The organism is Niastella yeongjuensis (genome assembly GCF_900110245.1).
Taxonomy (GTDB): domain Bacteria; phylum Bacteroidota; class Bacteroidia; order Chitinophagales; family Chitinophagaceae; genus Niastella; species Niastella yeongjuensis.
Genome location: NZ_FOCZ01000012.1, coordinates 23,058 through 44,877, shown reverse-complemented (window position 1 = coordinate 44,877; position 21,820 = coordinate 23,058). Strand labels below are relative to the sequence as shown.

General features: G+C 46.8%; 14 protein-coding genes. 3 read left to right on the top strand and 11 right to left on the bottom strand.

Annotation, left to right across the window (positions count from 1 at the left end; translation table 11 throughout):
• Window positions 1-119: 119 nt before the first annotated feature.
• From BMX95_RS26135 to BMX95_RS26125, 3 genes are all read right to left on the bottom strand, one after another.
• Window positions 120-506 (bottom strand): DUF2911 domain-containing protein, encoded by a 387-nt coding sequence (locus BMX95_RS26135; RefSeq protein ID WP_081198110.1) that lies wholly within the window; start codon window positions 504-506, stop codon window positions 120-122.
• Window positions 482-1,267, bottom strand: coding sequence for a hypothetical protein (locus BMX95_RS26130; RefSeq protein ID WP_081198111.1), 786 nt, complete (start codon window positions 1,265-1,267; stop codon window positions 482-484). The genes BMX95_RS26135 and BMX95_RS26130 overlap by 25 nt, the downstream gene beginning before the upstream one ends.
• 98 nt (window positions 1,268-1,365) lie before the next feature.
• Complete coding sequence (locus tag BMX95_RS26125; RefSeq protein ID WP_081198112.1) at window positions 1,366-3,777, bottom strand: ABC transporter permease; 2,412 nt, start codon at window positions 3,775-3,777, stop codon at window positions 1,366-1,368.
• A 160-nt stretch (window positions 3,778-3,937) separates the two neighbouring features.
• Between BMX95_RS26125 and BMX95_RS26120 the strand changes: the two genes are divergently transcribed.
• From BMX95_RS26120 to ygiD, 3 genes are all read left to right on the top strand, one after another.
• Window positions 3,938-4,519, top strand: a complete 582-nt coding sequence (locus tag BMX95_RS26120; protein WP_081198113.1) for a Crp/Fnr family transcriptional regulator — start codon at window positions 3,938-3,940, stop codon at window positions 4,517-4,519.
• 131 nt (window positions 4,520-4,650) lie between these two features.
• Window positions 4,651-5,313, top strand: a complete 663-nt coding sequence (locus tag BMX95_RS26115; protein WP_081198114.1) for an NADPH-dependent F420 reductase — start codon at window positions 4,651-4,653, stop codon at window positions 5,311-5,313.
• A gap of 138 nt (window positions 5,314-5,451) precedes the next feature.
• Complete coding sequence (ygiD, locus tag BMX95_RS26110) at window positions 5,452-6,285, top strand: 4,5-DOPA-extradiol-dioxygenase (protein ID WP_081198147.1); 834 nt, start codon at window positions 5,452-5,454, stop codon at window positions 6,283-6,285.
• Here ygiD and BMX95_RS26105 read toward each other — a convergent pair.
• From BMX95_RS26105 to BMX95_RS26070, 8 genes are all read right to left on the bottom strand, one after another.
• The gene (locus BMX95_RS26105; protein ID WP_081198115.1) at window positions 6,282-7,289 is read right to left on the bottom strand and encodes a bile acid:sodium symporter family protein; all 1,008 of its coding nucleotides are present in this window, start codon (window positions 7,287-7,289) and stop codon (window positions 6,282-6,284) included. The genes ygiD and BMX95_RS26105 overlap by 4 nt on opposite strands.
• A gap of 33 nt (window positions 7,290-7,322) precedes the next feature.
• On the bottom strand, window positions 7,323-9,521 hold the full coding sequence (locus tag BMX95_RS26100; protein WP_081198116.1) for an alpha-galactosidase: 2,199 nt from the start codon (window positions 9,519-9,521) through the stop codon (window positions 7,323-7,325).
• A gap of 20 nt (window positions 9,522-9,541) precedes the next feature.
• On the bottom strand, window positions 9,542-11,512 hold the full coding sequence (locus BMX95_RS26095; protein ID WP_081198117.1) for a sialate O-acetylesterase: 1,971 nt from the start codon (window positions 11,510-11,512) through the stop codon (window positions 9,542-9,544).
• Window positions 11,513-11,721: 209 nt separating this feature from the next.
• Window positions 11,722-14,073, bottom strand: coding sequence for a glycoside hydrolase family 95 protein (locus BMX95_RS26090; RefSeq protein WP_081198118.1), 2,352 nt, complete (start codon window positions 14,071-14,073; stop codon window positions 11,722-11,724).
• Window positions 14,074-14,094: 21 nt separating this feature from the next.
• Entirely contained in the window at window positions 14,095-15,312 is a 1,218-nt protein-coding gene (locus BMX95_RS26085) for a DUF4998 domain-containing protein (protein ID WP_081198119.1), read from the bottom strand.
• A 36-nt stretch (window positions 15,313-15,348) separates the two neighbouring features.
• Window positions 15,349-16,533 (bottom strand): DUF4959 domain-containing protein, encoded by a 1,185-nt coding sequence (locus tag BMX95_RS26080; RefSeq protein WP_081198120.1) that lies wholly within the window; start codon window positions 16,531-16,533, stop codon window positions 15,349-15,351.
• Between the two features lie 37 nt (window positions 16,534-16,570).
• Window positions 16,571-18,499: a RagB/SusD family nutrient uptake outer membrane protein gene (locus tag BMX95_RS26075; protein WP_081198121.1), complete on the bottom strand. Its 1,929-nt coding sequence runs from the start codon at window positions 18,497-18,499 to the stop codon at window positions 16,571-16,573.
• Between the two features lie 44 nt (window positions 18,500-18,543).
• Window positions 18,544-21,759, bottom strand: a complete 3,216-nt coding sequence (locus BMX95_RS26070; protein WP_081198122.1) for a SusC/RagA family TonB-linked outer membrane protein — start codon at window positions 21,757-21,759, stop codon at window positions 18,544-18,546.
• Between the last annotated feature and the right edge of the window lie 61 nt (window positions 21,760-21,820).

Here is a 21,820-nt window from a genome sequence, read left to right as displayed (position 1 = left end):
GATTGTTACAAGTTAAAAAAAGCAGCTGGCACTAAAATAGCTGCCGTACCAAATACGGCGGCAAAGTAACGGTTCTAAAATTAAGTGATTATTAAGAAAAGAAAGATTGCTGTAAAAACTTACTTTTTTAAAATATTGAAGGGAATAAAGGCCTCGGTCTCATCCCAGGTAATGGTAAATACACCGCCATACTTTTGCATTTCAATATTAATAGCCAGCCGTTCCTGTTGCGTAGCAGGTTTTCTCAGTTTCATTTTAACCTGTACAAAGTCCTTTGACCGGTTGGGATCGGTTGGCCATTCTTTCAAATCGGTATTAAAGATCAGTGTCCACTCTGTTGGAGTTGGAATGGTATACAAACTATATTCTCCTTTTGGTATAAATGTTTTTTCGAATCGGGTATCAAAGGGCAATACAATGCGGGTAGGATCATTCGCGCCTGTACGCCATACCGAATCAAAAGGCACCACGCCGCCGTAGATCACTCTGCCCGCTTGGCAGGACAACCATAGGAAAGTTTAATAGTATCCTTATCAAATGGAAATTCAACTCTTATGGTAGGTGAAGGGATTCCGATCTTTGGCGTTTTTGTCATTCTTTTTGCTACTTCATCTACATCGATCGGCGCATGTTTGGTGACTATATAACTCCATGGGGTGGAGGTGCCGTCATAAGTAATGATCCTGCCTTCGGGCGTTGCGGTTATTTTTGTATACTTCAGAAAAGGACCACCAAAGATCAACGTATCTTTTTTTCCTTTTGTGATCCCCACTTCTCTTAAACCAATATAATCATTGATCAGGGTTAATGGCAGGCTTTGCTGGCCCGATTTTATCAATCGCATACAATTCCATTCAATGAGCGATAAAACGGGCGTCCACCCGCCAATAAAATCGATATGATCAACATTGTATTTATGTTCATATTCTTTTTCACAACCCGGCCATACCCCATACCAGGTGCAGGAATTGTTTTCGCAAAAAATTCCCTGCGAACCGGCGGATGTAATGAACGCGCTGTCCGGGTTCATAAAAGAAATAGTGTAATGCCTGATACTTCCATTGGGATTGAAATGGAAATCGAAGATGCCGATCTGATCCTGCGGATACCGCAAAAAGGCTTTTCCGTACAAATGATTGTAGAACATGTTATAGGTCTCTACTATAACTGTATCACTGCCCAATTTCGCAACAAATGAAGCACTATATGGTTGCTGGGCAGCCACCCCTGCTGAAAATAGCAGGGCTATTATAAAGTGCGGTTTCATGGTTAATGGTCAGGCAAAAAATTACCCTGTCATAAAATTAAATCAAATTAATATTTATGGCAGGGTTATATGATCTATATCAGCCTCGTCGAAATTTCTTACTCGTTCCTTAACGACTGTACCGGGTTGGCCCGGGCAGCTTTTACCGATTGCCACGCTATCGTAAGCAGGGCAACGGCCACCGTAATGATGCCTGCTTCGAAGAACACTATCGGGCCAATGGAAATTCGATAAGCAAAATCTTTTAACCATTCATTCATGGCCCAGGTACAAAGTGGTACTGCAATAACAATTGCCACTAACACCAGTTTGATAAAGTCTTTTGACAGCAGTACTACAATACCGCTCACCGATGAACCCAGCACTTTGCGAACTCCTATTTCTTTCACGCGCTGTTGTGCCATAAAGGTAGACAGCCCCAATAAACCAAGACAGGCTATAATTATGGCCAGGCAGGAGAAGAACGTGAACAGCTGCCCGAAATGCTGATCGGCCTCATATTGGGCACCGAACGATTCATCGAGAAAATGATACATGAACGGGCGTTGCGGCGCCATCTTATCCCAGGTTGTTCGTATATGGGCCAGCGTAGCCGGAATATTATCTCCTTTGATGGTCACTGAAATGCGGGCCAGGTTATCAGGATATCCATATCGTAAGGTGAGCGGTTCTACTGCCTGGTGCAGCGACCGGAAATTGAAATCCTTTACCACGCCAATGATGGTTCCCTTCCGCCCCCACTGGTCGAATTTTTTACCTACTGCATCGGCCGGATTGCTATAACCATACAATTTAGCTGCTGCTTCATTGATGACCATTCCCTGTGCACTATCGGTAAGGTACGACCGGGAATATGGCCGTCCTGCCACCAATGGAATATGATATACGGGTATGAAGTCGAAATCTATTTCATAAATAAGCGGGCCGCGAAAACTCATTTGTCCGTCGGTCGCCTGTACCCCGGTATATGCATTGGGCAAAAACTCGCCGGGTACGGCGCGGGAAGCCGCCACGGAAATAACACCGGGCTGATCGGCAATGGCTTTTTTGATGGACTCTATATTATTTTGCACCTTACCATCACCTTCAAAATTGATGACCACCATTTGTTCTTTCTGAAAACCCAGATCCTGGCGGTTCAGGAATTTCAACTGGTTGAACACAATGATGGTACCTGCGATCAGTGCAATGGACAGTGTAAATTGGAAAACAACCAGCACTTTACGCAGCGAGATATTGCCGCTGGCCGGATTAAATTTTCCTTTCAATACCGTAATGGCCCTGAACCCCGACAAGAACCAGGCGGGGTAAATACCTGCTCCTAAACCCACCACCACTGCAAAAACAACCATGGCAACAAATATCCAGGGGTTAAAGAAGTTTACATAGGCAATCTCTTTTCCTGATAATTCTTCGATCAGCGCAATGCCTGGTTTTGCCAATGCCATCGCAATGATAGCAGCGGCCAGTGATAACAATATGGATTCGAAAAGGAATTGCCACATCAGGCTTTTTGGCCGTACGCCCAACACCTTACGAACGCCCACTTCCCGGGCTCTTTCCAGCGAACGCGCTGTTGACAGGTTCATAAAGTTGATACAGGCAATCAGCATTATAAAGATCGCAATGCACAAAAACAGGTATACATTCAACATGCTTCCTGTGGGTCCGGGCTGGCGGGTTGCCTGCGAATGCAGGTAGGCATCGGTCATTTTTTCAAATTTGATCGAATACCCCCTATCAGTAGCATTATGTCTTCTTACAAAATCATCGGCTTTGGCCTGCAGGGACTTTATATCGGTGTTCTCTTTTAACAACAGGTAAGTATAGAAATCAACATACCCCCACCAGCCAAAAATCTCTTCCCTGTACTTGTGCATGGTAGTCATCGAGATCAGTCCGTTGAAGGTGAACTGCGAATTGGGCGGCAGGTCTTCCATAACACCGGTAACCATAATATTGGCCTCGTTATTTACCCGTAGTGCCTGGCCTACGGGGTTACTGTTGCCAAAGAATTTCTGCGCTACCGATTTGGTCAGCACAATGCTGAAAGGTGCCGTCAATGCCGTATGCGGGTCGCCGTAGATCATTTTCCAGCTGAATACATCAAAGGCGGTAGAGTCCATAAACAACAGGTTATCCTGTTGCACCCGTTTGTCGCCCTGTTGCAGCAACATACCGTTGGGGCTCATAAACTGCACTACCTTTTCAATTTCGGGAAAATCAGCCTGCAATGCCGGTCCTACAGGGGCACAGCCCCATACCTGGTAATCCTGCGGTGTAGGGGCCACCATTGTTGCGCCGGGTTCTGACGTGCGAAAGGTTTGCACTACCCGGTATAATCTGTCTCGTTTGGTATGATATCGATCATAGGAATTTTCATGGTACAGGTACACACTGATCAGTACACAACACGTCATCCCTATTGCCAGTCCGGCAACGTTAATTAATGTATAGAATTTTCTTTTCAACAAATTGCGCCAGGCGATCTGGAAGTAATGACGGAACATGGCAGGTAGATTTAGTACACAAAAATTACAAGCCCTGTGCCATTCGCGTTCTGCCTGTATAACAGGGCGTTTTACCGCCCGCCGGTGTTCAATACTGGGCGATTGGTGTACGGTAATGATACAGTGGGTATATTTGCACAACTCAACAAGATAACCATTTATGTACGACCTATTCTTCCAGAAATTCAATGAAAAAATAGCCCTTACCGCCGAGGAAGAAGCACTCGTAAAACAATACCTTACCCCTAAGAAACTGCGCCGCAAACAATACCTGGTGCAGGAAGGCGATGTTTGCAAAAACATTTGTTTTGTAGAGAAAGGCGCCTTGCGGGCCTATGTGCTCGATGAGACCGGTGATGAACATATAACAGCTTTTGCCCTGGAAGGCTGGACGCTGGGTGACCTCTCCAGTTTTATAAAGGCCGAACCCGCCACCTGGAATATCGATGCCCTGGAAGACTGCGAACTCGTACTGATCAGCAAACAGGCCTATGATGAGCTGCTGCAAATTATGCCTAAATACGAAACCTATATCCGGCTGTTGATGACTGATGCTTATATGGCGCTGCAACGCAGAACTACCTATATGATCAGCCTGCCCCTGGAAGAACGCTACCTGGCCTTTACACAAATGTACCCTACCTTGTTTCAACGCGTGCCCCAGCATATGATCGCGTCATTCATGGGCCTCTCCGCCGAAACCCTGAGTCGTGTCCGTAACCGGATCAGTAACCGCAAATAATGGCTCCTGTAAAAACCGTTGACAAAAATCAACGTTTTTCCTTGTCCGGAAGCAACACTATTTCTTGTCCATAAGCATTGGAGCCAGGGGTAGCCTGCCCGTAGTTTTGTGTCATCAAATCAACAACAATTATGAGCACAAAACAAACAATTGCCATTATAGGCGCAACAGGTAATATGGGTTCCGGCATCGCTAAATCTTTATCTAAAAGCAACAACCGGCTCCTGCTTTTCGCCCAGCATTTAGACAAAGTGCAGACCTTGGTGGAAGAAATTAAAAAGGGGAATCCGGCCGCAGAAGCAGAAGCCATTGCCTGCCCCACCAATGCTTCCTGGGAAGCAGACATCATCATCCTGGCTGTTCCTTATGCCGCAGAGAAAGAACTGGCCGATAAGATCAAAGACGTGGCCAACCAGAAAATAGTGATCAGTATTTCCAACCCATTGAATGAAACGTATAGTGGTTTAACTACTTCACCCGATACCAGTGCCGCGGAGGAATTGCAAAAACTGCTGCCCAACTCGAAAGTGATCAAAGCTTTCAATACTGTTTTTGCCGCAGACTTCGCCACACCGGTAATTGGCGGCCAACAGGCCGATGCTTTTATTGCGGGTAGTGATGCCGCCGCCTTACAAACCGTTTCAGAAGTGGTACAACAGGCAGGTTTTAATCCCATTGTTGCCGGTGAGCTGACTGTAAGCCGTACACTGGAAAACATGACCGTTTTGCTGATTCAGTTAACTATGAAATATAACTACAACTGGGTAGCCGGCTGGAAGGTATTACACAACTAATAGCAGCTTCCCTTTTTGTTAGTGAAACTGTCAACAAACAGCTGCTTCAGCTGTTTAATAATTGGTTAATATCGATACATTTACCAATAGATGGAAAGAAAACATTTCATACAAAATATTATAAAAGGAGCAATTGGCATGACAACACTTTCAGCATTTAACAATTTCACTAATAGTTTACCTGAACAGGAACAACTAATGCCGGTGTTGTTTGTGGGGCACGGTTCGCCCATGAACGGAATTGAGGATACGGAATTCAGTCGGCGCTGGACACAGATGGCCAAAGAGATCCCAACACCTGCTGCGGTGTTGGTGGTCTCGGCCCACTGGTTTACCAAAGGCACCAAGATCACGGCCATGGACTTTCCCCAAACCATCCACGATTTTGGTGGTTTTCCCCAGGCCTTGTTCGATGTGCAATACCCGGCGCCGGGCAATCCGGCACTGGCCCGGGAAACCGCGTCCCTGATCACCAGCACACAAGTTGAATTAAACCACGACTGGGGTTTGGATCACGGTACCTGGACCATCGTTCGTCACATGTACCCTGATGCGAAAATTCCGGTTCTACAGTTGAGCATCGATTATTCCAAAGGGCCGCAATACCATTACGACCTGGCGAAAGAATTATACAGCCTGCGTAAGAAAGGCGTACTGATCATCGGCAGCGGCAATATGGTACACAACCTGAGAATGGTGGCCTGGGATAAACTGAATGAAGAAAATTATGGATACGACTGGGCAATCAATCTGAATAATAAATTCAAATCATTGATCCAGGATGGCAATCATAAACCTTTAATCAATTTTAGCGAGTTGGGCCGGGATGCCCTGCTGGCCATTCCTACACCGGAACACTACCTGCCCTTGCTGTATACATTAGGATTGAAGGGATCAAAGGATAATGTAGCCTTTTTCAACGACAAAGCCGTTGGCGGTTCATTGACTATGACGTCTGTTAAACTGGGTTAAGGGTGCCCCGCCTTATGCTTGCGCGCCATTCCCTGCGCGATTACACTCACCGAGATCAATTGAAGGGCATGGTACAACATAACAGGCAACAACAATATGCCCATGAGCGGACTGTTCATAAAGATCACTTTTGCCATTACAGTTCCATGGATCAGTGATTTTTTTGAACCGCAAAAAGTAGCTGTGATCCTGTCTTCCCGGTTGAAATGAAGCAGGCGGGCAATGTTGTTCATAATAAAATACACAAAAAAGAACAACGCCAGCACACAGGCGCCCAGCAGGCACAACTCCCCCAACCCGAGGTTGCTGAACATGTGTTTATCGAACGAATCACTGAAAGCGGTATACACAATGGAGAGGATAACGATTTGATCGAAGTACTTTAATTGCTTACTATATTTTTCAGCAACCTGTCCCAACCGGGTTGGGTTCAACAGCAGGCCCAACACCACCGGCAACAATATTTGTAACAACAGTTTTATTACCACATCACTCATATCCATATGGTTTTGCCGGCCACCAGTAGCCAGTGCCATCCACGCGGGGGTAATAAAAATACCCATCAGGCTTGAGATACTGGCATTGAAAATAGCTGCGGGGATATTGCCATTGGCAATGGACACCATTACTACGGAAGAGGATACCGTAGAAGGCAGGGCCGCCAGGAAAAAGCCACCCAGCCATAACACCTGGGTATCTCCGTGATCGAGCAGGGGCCGCAACAACAGCAACAAAACGGGAAACAGGATAAATGTTCCTGCCTGTACCAATAGATGTAAGCGCCAGTTGCTTAACCCTGCTACCAGTTTCTTACGGTTTAATTTCAAACCGTAAAAGAAAAAGATCAGTGAAACACCCAGGTTGGCTAAAGAAGATATCGAAAATGGCCCCTTGGCAATACCCGGTCCGGGAAATTGCGAGGCCAGGATAATCATTCCAATCAGCGATAGTATAAACCAATCCAGTCCGAATCGACCTAACAGCCTTGCTAATTTGTTTGCCATATGGGCTGCAAGATACAACGGATGGTTTATTTGCTACTCCACTGCCTTCAACTCCAGCACCACGCTGGCCCTGCTGGCTTTTACATCGGGATTGTACCCAACGGTCATCAGGAATTCGCCGGTGTAGGTTTTATCGCCAATGGTTGAAGGGGTGCCGGGATACAGGTTCAATTCTTTTAACTGGTACCGCTTTTCCGGATCGAGCCCCTTCATACGAATAGGCCGTTCACTGCCCGCATCGTACCGGTTGTTCACCAGGTAATTGAAAAGGATACCGGTATTTTTTTCTGCATTCAAATACATCATAGCGGCTACCGAATTGTCGCCGGGGTCCTGCAACCGGTATTGATCGCCCTGCCAGATAATGGGCTTGTACGCATTATACGTTTTTAGTGCATCCTGGCAGAACTTAAGATCGTTTGTATTCAGTTTGTTCACCACAATATCAAAACCCAGCTTACCCATCATCGCTACATCTGTACGATACTTGATCGGTTGTTTGCCCCAATCGGTTACATGGTTCGATGTACTGATGGCCGGATAGAAATAAGAATACTCCCACTGCATAAAAATGCGTTCCAGCGGGTCGGTATTGTCACTGGGCCAGAACTCAGTAAAGTATTGCAGGGCCGCGTAATCAACGCGTCCGCCCCCGCCAGAGCACAACATCATGGGCACTGTAGGATATTTCTTCCTGATCCTTTGCAATACACTGTACAACCCCTGCACATACTGCAAATAAAAATGGGCCTGATTGGTGAGATGCGCCGAATATGCGTTGTATACAACGGCATTACAATCCCACTTTATATACGCCAGGTTCGGGTTTTTAGTAAACAGGTTATCGATCACACCGAAGACAAAATCCTGCACCTGCGGGTTGGTAAGATCGAGCACCAACTGGTTCCTGAAATAATATTCGGGCCGTTTGGGTTGTTTCACTACCCAGTCAGGATGTTTTTCATACAATTCACTTTTGGGGTTCACCATTTCCGGTTCTACCCAAATCCCAAACTTCACCTTATTGTTCTCTGCTTCATGTACCAGCGAAGCAACGCCATTGGGCAGCTTCGATTTATTCTCCTGCCAGTCGCCCAAACCGGCATGGTCATCGTTGCGCGGGTATTTATTGGCAAACCAGCCATCGTCGAGCAGGAACATGTCGACACCCAGTTCTTTTGTGTCTTTCAACAGCGCTTTCAATTTTGTTTCATTGAAATCAAAATAGGTACTTTCCCAGTTGTTCAACAAGGTAAGCCTGTTGCCTTTTCCATCGAGCAGTTTGTAGTTACGCGCCCAGGCATGCAGCTGGCGGCTGGCTTCGCCTTTTCCTTTGTGCGACAAAACCGATAAAAACGCAGGTGTGGTAAACACTTCACCGGGCTTTAATGTATACGGTGATGCATGGTTGTTTACGCCGGCAATAATGCGCAGGTTATCCTGGTTATCGAGTTCCAGGTCTATCCTGAAATTGCCGCTCCATTCCAGCGCCCCATACAACACCGAGCCTTCATCTTCCGTAGCCGGTTTGTTCAGCGACACCATAAATACCGGCGGTTGAAACAGATCGGCCCGGGTACCCAGTTTTGAATCGAGGGTTTTTATGCCATGGGTGATCCTGGTCTCTTCCGGTTGCATTTCCCTGGCCCAGTCGCCATGGTATTGACGCAGGTAAAAATTATCTGCTTTCAGGTACAAACCGGCGGAAGCAAACTTCTGCAACACCACATTGCCTTTCTCGTTGTGTTTGATCTCGCTCCACTGTTCGGTCACATCTTCCCGGAAATATGTTTTATAAAACAACTTTACTTCAAAGTCATATACGGGATCCTTTGTTATTATGGTAAGCAGCGAAGTATTATCGTCGAGCTTTTTTGTTTCATGTTTTACATATTGCAGATCGAGCGAGCCGTTGCCATCGGCATGCGTTACAGTGATCGCCGGTTCAAACAAATTACGTGAACCCGAGGTGGCATAGGCAGCATTGGCAACCCCGGTATATTCAGCGGTTTGCTTATACATGGCCGGGATGTTTTCGTATTCCTTTTTATCGGCCAGTTTGGGCCCCAGGTAAACAATGCCCAGGTTGTTGCTGGCATTGGTTTGCAATACCAGGGCATTATGTTGTGTTTCTACGGGTATGGTTATGTTTTGAGAAAAGACATCTTGCTGTAAAAAAGACAATAAGGTAATGGCTGCTATCCCCATCAAACCGCGCGTATTCTTTTGCATGTTACAGATTAAATGTTAGTTTATTGTTGCGAAAGTGGTGGTGTATATTTCTTTCCTTCGGTAATTGACTTCCAGTTGTCGGTACGGAACGGCGCTGCCGGTAAACCCGCCGCATTGAACAGATTGGCCTTGCTGTCGTCATCGGCCCAGGCATACCGTACTGCTACCGGAGTAGTTACTTCCGGCGCAGTTAAATTAACAACAGTACCTGCAATGGTTGCTTTAGCCGGATAAAAATGCTGATCGGTGCCGGCTATTTCAAAGCCGGTTACCTCACCTGAAGCCGTTAACCCTTTATCAATATTTGTAAATTGAATGGTAACATTGTTGCCTTTCACCTGCATGCTTTTGTATACAGGCCCGGAAGCCACTGTTTTTATGCCGTATGTTTTTTGTAGTGCCAGTAAGGCCAGGCGTTTTCCTACATCCTGCTTGTTATGGGGATGGATATCGCCCGGATTCCCCACATCGATTGTCACTGCCATGCCGGTATTGGGTAATGTAGTGGCCATTGCCTGCGCCTCGCGCAATTCGGCCCAACTGCTTCCTTTGTTGCTATTGCCATTGGCATTGTTGAAACTGGTGAGCTGTACAAAATAAAAAGGCATGGCCGGTTGTTTCCAACGCATCCGCCAGTCATTTATAAGCAGCGGCATCGCTTTCCGGTATTCAAAGGCGCGACTCGCATTGTTTTCGCCCTGGTACCAGATAGCGCCTTTTATGGTTAGTTTCACTATAGGACTGATCATCCCATTGTACAACACACTGGGGTAATCATTGGCGCCAATGCCGGTGCTGGTCTGCATCGATTCAATGCGAAATTTCCAGGAACCGGCCAATGAGGTATTCTTTCCATCGATCGTAAGAACACAATCTGCTGTTTCGCCATAAATACCACCGCCGCCACCGGTATCCTGTACCCGAACGGCAATTACATTTTTCCCTTTCTTTAAAAGGGAACCAGGGATCTTATACACCCGTTTTACGTTATATCCCTGCACGGCACCTACCTGTACGCCATTTACGTAAGTAACGTCATTATCATCGATCATGGCCAAATGCAACACGGCTGGTTTACCGGCATCGGCTTCTTCGAGGTTTATTTCTTTTCTATACCAGATCACCCCATCGAAACCAGGTCCGGGCAACTGGCTCTCCCATACTTCCGGCACCTGCATCGAGTGCCATTTGCTATCGTCCAGGTCAATCGCTGGCCACTGTTTAATAGTTGTGGTATCTAAATCATTTAATTGTTTCGACGCCAGGTAGGCCTGCGATTGCCGGTCTTTCATGGCAGTCATATCTGCTATGCTTTTTTCCGGTGTTATTGCCGTGAGCCATTTATAATACGGTTCACTTTCAAACCCTTTATGGCTGATCCAGCTTTCTATATCGGTGCCGCCCCAGGTAGAATTGATGAGCCCGATGGGTACATGCAATTGTTGATGCAGCTCCCTGCCAAAAAAATAACCCACTGCCGAAAAAGGTGGAATACGTTGCGGTGTACAGGTTTGCCAGGTGCCGCTTTTTACATCATCAGCCGGTTTGCCCTGTACATCTTTTTCTACTGTAAATAACCTGATCGCCGGATAATTCGCCGCAGCAATTTCCTGATCGGCATTCACTACCTGCGACCAGCCTTTCACCGGCATTTCCATATTCGACTGGCCCGAACAAACCCATACATCCCCCATAAGGATACCATGCAGCGTAATGGTGTTTTTTCCCTTTACCTGCAGTTCATAGGGGCCACCCACTTGTTCCGGTGCCAATACAGTTTCCCAATTACCACTGGCATCGGTTTTTACTGATTTTTGCTGATGATGAAATTGCACAGTTATGGCTTCAGCTGGTGCAGCCCATCCCCATACTCTCAATGGCGCATTCCGTTGCAGTACCATACTGTCGCCAAATATTTTTGGAAGCCTGATTTGGGCTTTTGTGTTGCTAACAAGCGGGAGCAGTAAGAAAAATGCAATTGTTTTTTTCATGTATAATTTCGTTTATGGGCAGAAGGCAGAGGGCAGAAGGCAGAAATGAAAACCGGGATGCGCTGCAGCGCTTCAACCTTAAACTTTTAACTCTCAACCTACAAACCCAATAAGTTAATAATATAGAACGTGTCAACGTGTTAACTTGTCAACGTGTTAACTTGTCAACGTGTTAACTTGTCAACGTGTTAACTTGTCAACCTGTCAACTTACTTCTTCACCCCTACCTCAACCTCCTTAACAACTCCATCAATCATCACCTTCACCCGTTGCTTTGTAGGTGAATACAATTTATAACTAATAACCTTTCCATCCTTCCAACTAAAATCAACGGTTATATTCCCACGAGCCTTCATTCCTTTCACCGACCCTTCCGCTTTCCATACATCGGGGATGGCGGGTAGAAAATTGATATAGCCTTCATGGCTTTGCAACAGCATTTCGGCAATGCCGGCGCCGGCGCCAAAGTTGCCATCGATCTGAAAGGGCGGGCCGGCAGATAATAAATTTGGATAAACACCGCCGCCAGCGCCATAGTTGATACCCGTTTTACGGGTTGGCTTCATGATCTCGCGAAACAATTTATACGCACGGTTGCCATCGTGCAGCCGGGCCCAGAACAATTGTTTATAAGCAATAGACCAGCTGGGACCGTCATCACCACGCACATTCAATGATCTCTTACAGGCTTCTGCAAATGCAGGCGTTGCAGATGGTGTGATCAAACTTGCCGGGTACAACCCGTACAAATGTGATATATGCCGGTGTTGGGGATCGGTTTCTTTATAATCTTTTAGCCATTCCATTATGCGGCCATCGGCAGCGATCTGCGCAATGGGTGGGATCTGTTTCAGCCTTTCTTTCAATTCTTTCCGGAACGGTTCATCTATCTGTAATTGTTCCGAAGCAGTGATGACATTATTGAACAACTCGCGAATGATCTGGTTATCGATGGTAGCACCCATGCAAATACTGGCCTGTTTACCGGAATTGCCGGGCATATAAAATGAATTTTCCGGAGAAGAGGAAGGTGCCGTTACCAGCCAACCTGTTTCGGGATCTTTAATAAGTATGTCCGAATAAAATAAGGCACTGCCTTTCAAAACCGGATAGATCTTTTTCAGGTAATTGATATCGTTAGAGAAAGCGTAATGGTCCCACAGGTTGTTGCACAACCAGCCGGAACCGGCTTTGGTTACGCCCCAGGACGCGCTTTCGCCAGGCTCGGTAAATAACCAGGGATTGGTGATCACATGCGCCACCCAGCCTTTTGCATTGTAGTAGGCTTTGGCGGTTTTTTCGCCGTGTGGGCCCAACGCTGCTACCAGGTCAGCGAGCGGCAGATTCAATTCTGATAAGTTAGCCGGCTCCACGCCCCAATGGTTCATTTGTACATTTACATCGAGGTGATAATCGCCATTCCAGGGCGTATGGACCTCATGCGCCCACAGCCCCTGTAAATTGGGTGGCAGCAAACCTACCCGCGTACTGCTGATAGAAAGATATCGGCTGTACTGATAAAACAGCACGGTTAACCGGTTATCGGGTGTGGTGGCATTATAAAATTTGTCAAGCCGTTGATCGGTTGGTAATTCATCTGCACCTGATGAACCCAGATCTACCTGCAGGCGATTAAACAGCTTTCCATAATTATCGAGGTGCTTCTTCTTTTCTGCATCATACGTCGTCCGCATGGCTTTATCGAGCAACTGCTGCGCATGTTGGCGATACGCTTCATCCTTATAACTGGTTTTGGCAGAAAAGAACAGGATGGCTTCGGTAGCGTTTTTTACCATCAGTTTATTGTTGGCAGCCGATACACTTCCTCCCGTTAGCTTCATATTCACCAGGGCCACATATTGCATGCCTTTGCCATTGGTGCCATTCTCTAACTGTCCGGCCATTTCCAATTGATGGCCGGTGACGGTAACTGTTCCTTTTTCTTCCCGCGACAACGAAACCTCAAAATTCAATTTGCCGGCAGCGCTGGCAGTGAGTTTTACGATGCCTACGTCGTTACCGAAACTGGTAAAGTATTCCCTGTTATAGGTAACAGCACCCACCTTATACGAACAGGCGGCGGTGGCATTATTGAGTGACAGCTGTCTGCTGTAACTGGTAAAGGGTACATTGGCCGCGCCTTCGTAGGTAAAGGCAATGCCCAGGCGGCCCATGGTTTGAAAACAGCCAAAGGGCTCGGCACCCGAGCCCTTACCGGTACAAACAAAATCTTTATTGATCAGTTCCTGCGCCTCATCGTTCTTTCCTTCGAGCAGCAGTTTTTGTATTTCAGGCAGTTTCTTATTTGCATTATAATTATTTGCATCCTGCGGCGCGCCCGACCACAACGTAATATCATTAAGTACGATGCTTTCCTGCAGTACGCCGCCATCGGGCATCATACCCAGCCGGCCATTTCCCAGCGGCAGGGTTTCTTCCCACTGCGCCGCCGGTTTATCGTACCATAACCGCAGTGGTTTGTTTTGCGCCCGCCCACTGCCTGCAATTAATAACAGTAATAATGATAATTTACCAATACGGATCATGCTGCTTTTGTACATCAGTATAGATATTGACAACGTTTATTTTATGTATAACCGTAAACTATTGAAACGCATCGCCTCGCCGTCATCGGCCAAATCGAGTACCAGTCCCAGTGACAACGTTGTTTGCCGGGTCAACGTAAATGTAGTTATTACCCTTGAACCGTTGTCTACTCTTTTATAGGAAAACGCATTGCTGATGTTGCTTACATCAGGTAAACCGTTAGTACCAATCGCAACAGTCAGGTAGGTATCGTTTTTAGAACCCACTGACCACCAGTCGATGTCGCCTTCAAAACTATAATTGCCGGGTGCCAGGGTAACCACCTGGTGTATTTTTCCATTTGAAATGGCAGATGCACCCCAGCCGGCTTCAAAATATATTTTCTTGTCACCGATAGACGTACCACCATAATAAACGCCTTTACTATCCTTTTGATTCATGGCTGCAGCATTGAGGGTCCAGTCGCGCGGAGTGGCCCAGCGGTTGCCGTCATTGGCCCTGTTGGCCACCGGATATACACTGTTCAATAACGTAATTTCTTTAAAAGCAGGCAACGTTTTAACCGGCACGGTAAAGGTATCGATACCCACCGTATCGGGCAGGTACAGGGTATTATACGTAATGGGTTTATACAAGTTAATATCAGGCAAGGTGGTCACCTGGTCTTTTCCCTTCATAGGCTCAATAAAATCGTATTCCTGGTTATTCAGATCGAAGTAATGAATGTGCATACCACGCACGCCTACATAGGCGTCTACATTGGCCCAGGAAATTTCAGCAGCGCCATTTGTGTTTACGATCGAGCCCAGGATGTTACGATTGCCGCGCTCATCTACAGATTTCTGAAAATTGGCGCCATATACATTGCCGGTAATGGTCATGGGGATGGAGCGATTGCCTTTATCGTCGTAGGTACGAATGGTAAAGGTTTTTGGACCTTCCGGTAAATTAGCAATGATCTGCCTGATGGTATCTACTTTTCCTTTCCGGATGATGGACGATTCCAGCGAATCCAGGCCATCATTCCAATACACCCGGAATCTGGTTATATTAGGTATACCAGCCAAAAAGCCGGTGATCATTACGCGGTAATTGCCCGGGATCACTTTCAGGGAATCGAAAGTGGCCGGGTAAACGATCTCCCCGCCTTCTGCATACTTTTTATAGTCATCCATTTTCTTACACGAAACCACCAAACCTCCCAACACTGCCATCAACAACACGATCCGTATGCTGATAATATATTGTTTCATGAACTGATTTTTACTTGTTAAGAATTAAATCCGCTGTTAATTGGTTTTCCAGGTCGACATATTCTGTATCTCGATGAAATAAGTACCCATCCAGTTTTGTAAACATTTCAACCGCAGGTACTGGTAAGGCGGCGCATCTTCATCAAAGTCGAAGGAGAACCCGACACTTCCGGCGGTATTATCGGCATTGTTCTCTGTTCCAAATGGCAAGCCGCTTGGCTTCAACACTTCGCAGGTAAGCAGCTTTGTCCATTTGCTCCAGTCGCCATCGTGTGTTGGATTGTTGGAACCGTATATTTCAAAACGGCGCGGACTTCCTTTTGAATACCACAGCGCCCCTTCTTTGCGGGTAAGCAGGTTGAACCGGGTTAATTTAACTGGCGCCGCACCAACCGACCAGGTAATGGTGGTGGGAATGCCCGAACTTTCATCGGTAAACAAACAGGGCCATTCGTTACTCATCAATCCTTTCCACATCAGGTCTACCGTTGTACCGTACGACATCTTTGTATCATTATCACACTGGTACACGGAATACTCGTTTTTATTGATGAGCAATTCCATCTTGGGCGTAATAGTGGCATACAGGGTATCGGTATGATTCAGCCAGCGATCACGTACCGTAAAAGCAAATTTCTTTTGTATAGGTGTAAGGCCTCTTATGCTAACAGCAATGGCCGAATCACTGGTGTATACGTTGTCGAGAGGCTTCCATTCACCTGCGTTGGTAGAATCGACCATCGGCACAATCACTATCTCTCCTCTATAAGGGTTTTTGGAGGATATTCTTATACCGCCTGCTGTTGCCCGTACTGCCAGGCTGCGGTATACCAGTTGTATATGTGGCACCAGCGGTTCCACCTGTACTTCAACCGGTTCACCGGCGGTCTCGCTTCTGGTCATCGCATACAACTTAACTGTATGTTTCAGGGTATCGGCAAACCCATCCACCCGCAACTGGTTGCCGTAATAAGAAGATTTCACTTCACGTTCAGTGCCGTTGGGCAATGTATATACGGCTTTAACATATAACAGGTCTTCATCGTCGGGCAATACGTAAGAGATGGTTGCGGCCCCATGATCGTTCTGCACAGTTATCCCGCTCACTACACCGGGTGCTTCCCCGCCACCTTGCTTTATACCATTCACATCTTCTTTTTTGCAACTCCATACTGCAGTCAGCAGCAGAAGGGCAATTATTGTTTCAATGTGTTTTTTCATATCTGTATGTTTTGGCAAGCCAGATTTTGTTTAGTTTTTACCAACCGGGGTTTTGTACCAGGTTTTCGTTAATAGGTAAATTCGATTCTCTGATCGGCCACAGGTAATCGCGTGGCACCACAAAACGCATTGTATAATAGGTTGTAGGAATATAGAACAGTTCAGGATGTTCGAATGTACCCGAACGGTCATAACCGGTTACATTCGTATTGAGCAGCGTGGCGGCCAGTTTCCAGCGGCGCAGGTCCCAGAACCGGCTTCCTTCAAACGACATTTCAATATTGCGTTCATTGCGAATGATGTTGCGCAACCCGTCTTTTGTAAGATAAGCGCCGGGGTTATTCGAGAAGTTGGTCCAGCTGTTCTGAACAGTTGGCAATCCCGCCCGGTCCCTGATCAGGTTTAAATATTTATATACATCAGCCGATGGTCCATTCGCTTCATTTGCCGCCTCTGCATATAACAGATACAGGTCTGCAAGGCGCATGGTGGGGAACGGATAATCTTCTATATGGCTGCTGTTATCGTTCTGGTAAGCAAACTTCCAGTTCACCAGTTTTTTGGGATAAAAAGTAGTGATGGTAACGGCTACACCGGCGCCAAACTGCCCCAGTTTCAATTGGGCACTCCAGGTATTTTCATCGGTATGGCTGGGACTGTTTTGCATGTACCAGGTACCGCCATCAAAACCCAGGTCGGCATAGTAGCGTGGCTCGCGATCGTAATTCAGGCGGGCTGTTCTATAACCTTCCACTATATTGTACCGCTCATCGTGCGTAGCTGTTCTCAACTCGTGCGGACTGGAATAGTCCAGTGTTCTATCTTCTGTAATGGGTACACCGTTTTTGGTATAGAACTGTTTTACTACCTGCATGGTGGGTCCGAGCGTTCCATAAATACTTGAGTTACCGGTATTGTTTGGATCTATATGCGCCATGGACGAGTATTGCAACTGCCAGGTAGAGGAATTGGAGTTGGCCCAGATCCATTCCTGGTTCCATTTTTCACAAACCGCATTGCGCACGCTCATTTGGGTTATAGTGCCATCAGTAAGCGGGAACCCTGTTGTATTATTAAATTTATACAGGAAGATGCCGGCCTGCTCACAAGCCTTTATAGCATCGGCAGCTGCATCGGCAGCGCGTTTCCATTTTTCTTCGCTATAGGCAGTGGAGATCAGCTGAACGCCGTCTTTGTCTTTGAAATTGCTGTAATCGGTATTGCCATTGAACAGCGGGCTGGCGCCGTACACCAGTACGCGGGCTTTCATACTTTTTGCAATGGCGATAGTGATGCGGCCCAACTCGGTAGAAGGTGTCAGGAGAGATACTGGTAAACGGGTAACGGCAGAATCCATTAAATTGGATATATAATCGACTACCGTGTCAACAGGCTGCCTTTTTACTTTTGTTTGTTCCAGCGGTGCCGTTACCGGAATGTTTTTATCCATAATAGGAATGGGGCCGTACTGACGCATCAACAGAAAATGAAAATACGCTTTCAGGAACATCACCTCTCCTATCCAGCGGGTTCTTTCATCGATGGTAAGGTCGGGAATTTTGGTAAGGTCACTTACATTTTCCAGAAAGGTATTACAGGTACGGATCCCTGTGAACATACTTTTGTATTTAAACCGGCCATTGTCATATCCATCCCAGATGTTTACATAGGGATCCACCACATTCTGGTTACCCCGGGCCACGTTCCAGTTGTCGGCCGTTAAGCTCAGGGCCGGATAGGCCAGCCAGAATTCATCGCCCCCCAGGAATGCAACGTTGGTTACCGGGTCGCCATCATTGGGCAGGTACGAGTAACAGGTAGCCAGGTATTTCTCTGCTTCTGTACGCATGGTAAAAGCGTTGTCGAGCGTAGCCACATTATCGGGCACCACATCCAGGAAATTCTTTTTACAGGCACACAGGCTGATCGCGAAGACCAAAACCGGTATATAATAGCTTGTTTTCATTATTTGCTTTTTCAAAAGTGAATGGATTCGATGCAACATTCATTTTAGAACCCGAAATTGATCCCCAGGTTGTATACTGCCTGTACCGGGTAACCTAATCCTTTGCCGCCCATTTCAGGGTCCCACATTTTAAACTTGCTGAAGGCAAAAAGATTTTGTCCATTGGCATAGACCCTGAAATTGGAGAAGCCAATGCGGTTGAGCAATTTGCGTGGTACCGTGTAACCTACTTCCACTGTTTTTAACCGCAGGAAAGTACCATCGCGTAACCACCAATTGGAGGTTTGGGCATTGTTATAGTTGAATTGTCCATCGAGGCGCGGCCAGAAAGCATGCAGGTCCTGCTTTTCTTCCGACCAGTGACTTCCGGCAATAGCCGTCAGTAATCCATTTTGTGCACCGCCATTCAATACAAAGGGTGAAATATTATTGGGGTCTATAAAGAAAGACACCCTGGCATTTCCCTGGAAAAAGGTGCTCAGGTCAAGTCCTTTGTACCCGATCGAGAACCCAAAGCCATAAGTGATCTCAGGAACGGTAGGATATCCAAGCGGTACTCTGTCGAGCCCGGATATTTGTCCATCCCCGTTAATATCCCGGTATTTGATATCGCCACCCATGGGTGGGTTGGTACCAAAGCTTTGTGCGGGCGATTTACGGGCTTCCGCATCATCTACAAACAATCTTTCTGCCACCAGGCCATACTCCTGCTTCAATGACTGACCAATATGAGAGAGGTATTGCAAATCGCTGGGATATTTAGGTTCTTCATTGATGCGGAATTTGCTGGTAGCATAGGTGAAGTTGGCGCGGGTTTGTACCCACCATGATTTATTAAGGTCCCTGGTATAGTTAACTGCTACATCCACTCCCTGGCTTTCTGCTTCGCCTACATTCGCCTGTATGCCGGCTTCCAATCCCATGGTGGTAGGAATGGTGTTCCTATCCATCAGAATGTTGGAGCGGATGGCGTGGAAGGCATCTACCACTATACCGATCCCGTTGCGGAAGTTCAGGTCCATACCATAGTTGGCAGTTTTTGCTTTTTCCCAGGTAATGTCGGAATTGGCGTACCGGTACACTGCATAGCCGTTTAAATAATGTCCCTGATCGAGTCCGAAATGGTAGCCGTTGTTGCCGCTGTTGGGTTCTACGTTCGATAAGTAAAAGAAGCGATCGTCGGTATTGCCGATCTGGTCGTTACCAACCAAACCAAATGTGGTCCTGAATTTCAGGTTGGTGATCACGCTTTGCAAAGGCTCGAAGAATTTTTCGTTCGATACGATCCAGCCTAACCCTGCCGAAGGGAAAAAACCATAGCGGTGATTGCTGGCAAAACGTTCTGAACCGTTATAACCGAAATTCAGCTCGGCCAGGTACCGGTTATCGTATGCATAAGTAAACCTGCCAGAAAGCCCCAGGTTCCTGGCCGGCAGGGATTGCTGAATATTACCACCATTGGCGGTCAAAAAATTACGTAAGACACCTATGAGCATGCCGCTTACGGCGTGTTTGTCGTTAAAGGTGCGGCTATAGTCTGTAGCGAATTGCGCGTAGGTAGTTGTATTCATTAACCTTTCACCCGGCACATAATTCAGGTATTCGGTACCCTGCTGCGGGTTTAGGGGCGTTAACACATTCAGCTTGCCATTTGCATCGGGCATTAAAGTGTAATAGAACGGGATGTAAGTACGGTTCACTGTAAAAAATGCATACCGCTGGGTATAAGCCATGAAACGGGAAGAAAGTCCCGGAGTGATAAAATTCAAATTCTGGTTCAACTCCAGCTGAGCATTTATAGTGGAGGTACTATACTGTTGAAAACCTGCTACCATCCGGGCAAACGGGTTGTTGTACAAAGCGGTGGTATTGCCAATGTAGGCGTTGCCAAAGATGGGGTGTTGCAGGTAAGGCGCAAAACTTTTCGGATACACAGCCGGGAACATTACAGGGTTGCTCCAGATGGCGCTGTTAAAAACGGCTTGTCCACCGCCTACCCAGTTGCCCCAAAAATCGCGGTAACCGGGAGGGCCATTGTAATCGTCGAATTGCGCATACGTTCTTACGATAGCTTTGGTAGTAGGCGTAATATTTACGTTGATGTTGGAACGAACGCTGTAGTTGCCCAATCTGATATTGCTGTTAAAAGTGCTGTTTGAAACAGTTTTCAAAATACCGCGGTCAATATTATACGTGCCGGCAATATAATACTGGGCTGTTTTACCACCCCCGCTTACATTCATATCGGCCTTGTTGTTAAACGTATAGTCTTTTATCAGAGAATTGATCCAGTTATTGTTGGGATAGCGTAACGGATCGTCACCCGCTTCGGTATGATCGATCTTGTTTTGTGTGTATGGCAAAACGCCCAGCGGGTCACGCGTGAGCACCGCTTCGTTTGCCAGTTTCATATAGGTAATATTATCGGCGAACTTGAAGTTGCGGGTGTTGGTAGATAAGGGAGCTTCCAAACGTACCCCGAATTTCGCTTTGCCTTCGGCGCCGCTTTTGGTGGTTACGAGAATTACGCCATTGGCACCACGGGCACCATACAATGAAGAGGCGGCCGCATCTTTCAGTACGGAGAACCCGGCGATATCATCGGGTTGCAAACGGGCCAGGTCGTTGGTAGAGGACTCCATGCCATCGATCAGGATCAGCGGGTCAACTTTACCAGCGCCAAAACTACCTACTCCTCTAATGAAGAAGGAGGCGTTATCTGCACCCGGTTCCCCGCTTTGCTGGTAAGCGATCATCCCCGAAACCCGGCCGGCCAGCATGGTGGTTAAGTTGCTGGTTGCTCCACGCAGTTCCTTTGGATTAATGGTGGTAATGGAGGCCACCATACTTTGCTTTTTTTGTTTACCATAGGCCACTACCACTACATCGGCTGTTGTATCCTCGGCCAGTGGCAGCAAAACAGTAACGGGTTTTCCTTTATGGGCAGTTACCTGTATTGGTTTGTACCCCACAAAGGAGATATCCAGTGTAACATGGTCACCGGGAATATCGAGGGTAAAGCGGCCTTTTGAATCGGTGCTGGTGCCCTGACGGGTACCTTTAATTTGTACCGATACACCGGCCAGCGGCTCCTTATGTAAGCTGTCAGATACCGTACCGGTGATGGGTCCGTCTGCTTGCGCAAATGAATCCACCGACAGCAACAGGAAACCGGTAAATAGGGTGAAAAGTATTAGATAGAAAGAATTGTGTGAAGAGGCTGTACACCTCCCCATACAGCAGGCAAATCGTTTAATCATATGAAGCAGCGTTTGTTTGGTATTACAAATGAGACCCTGTAAGACAGTAGTACAGCCACCT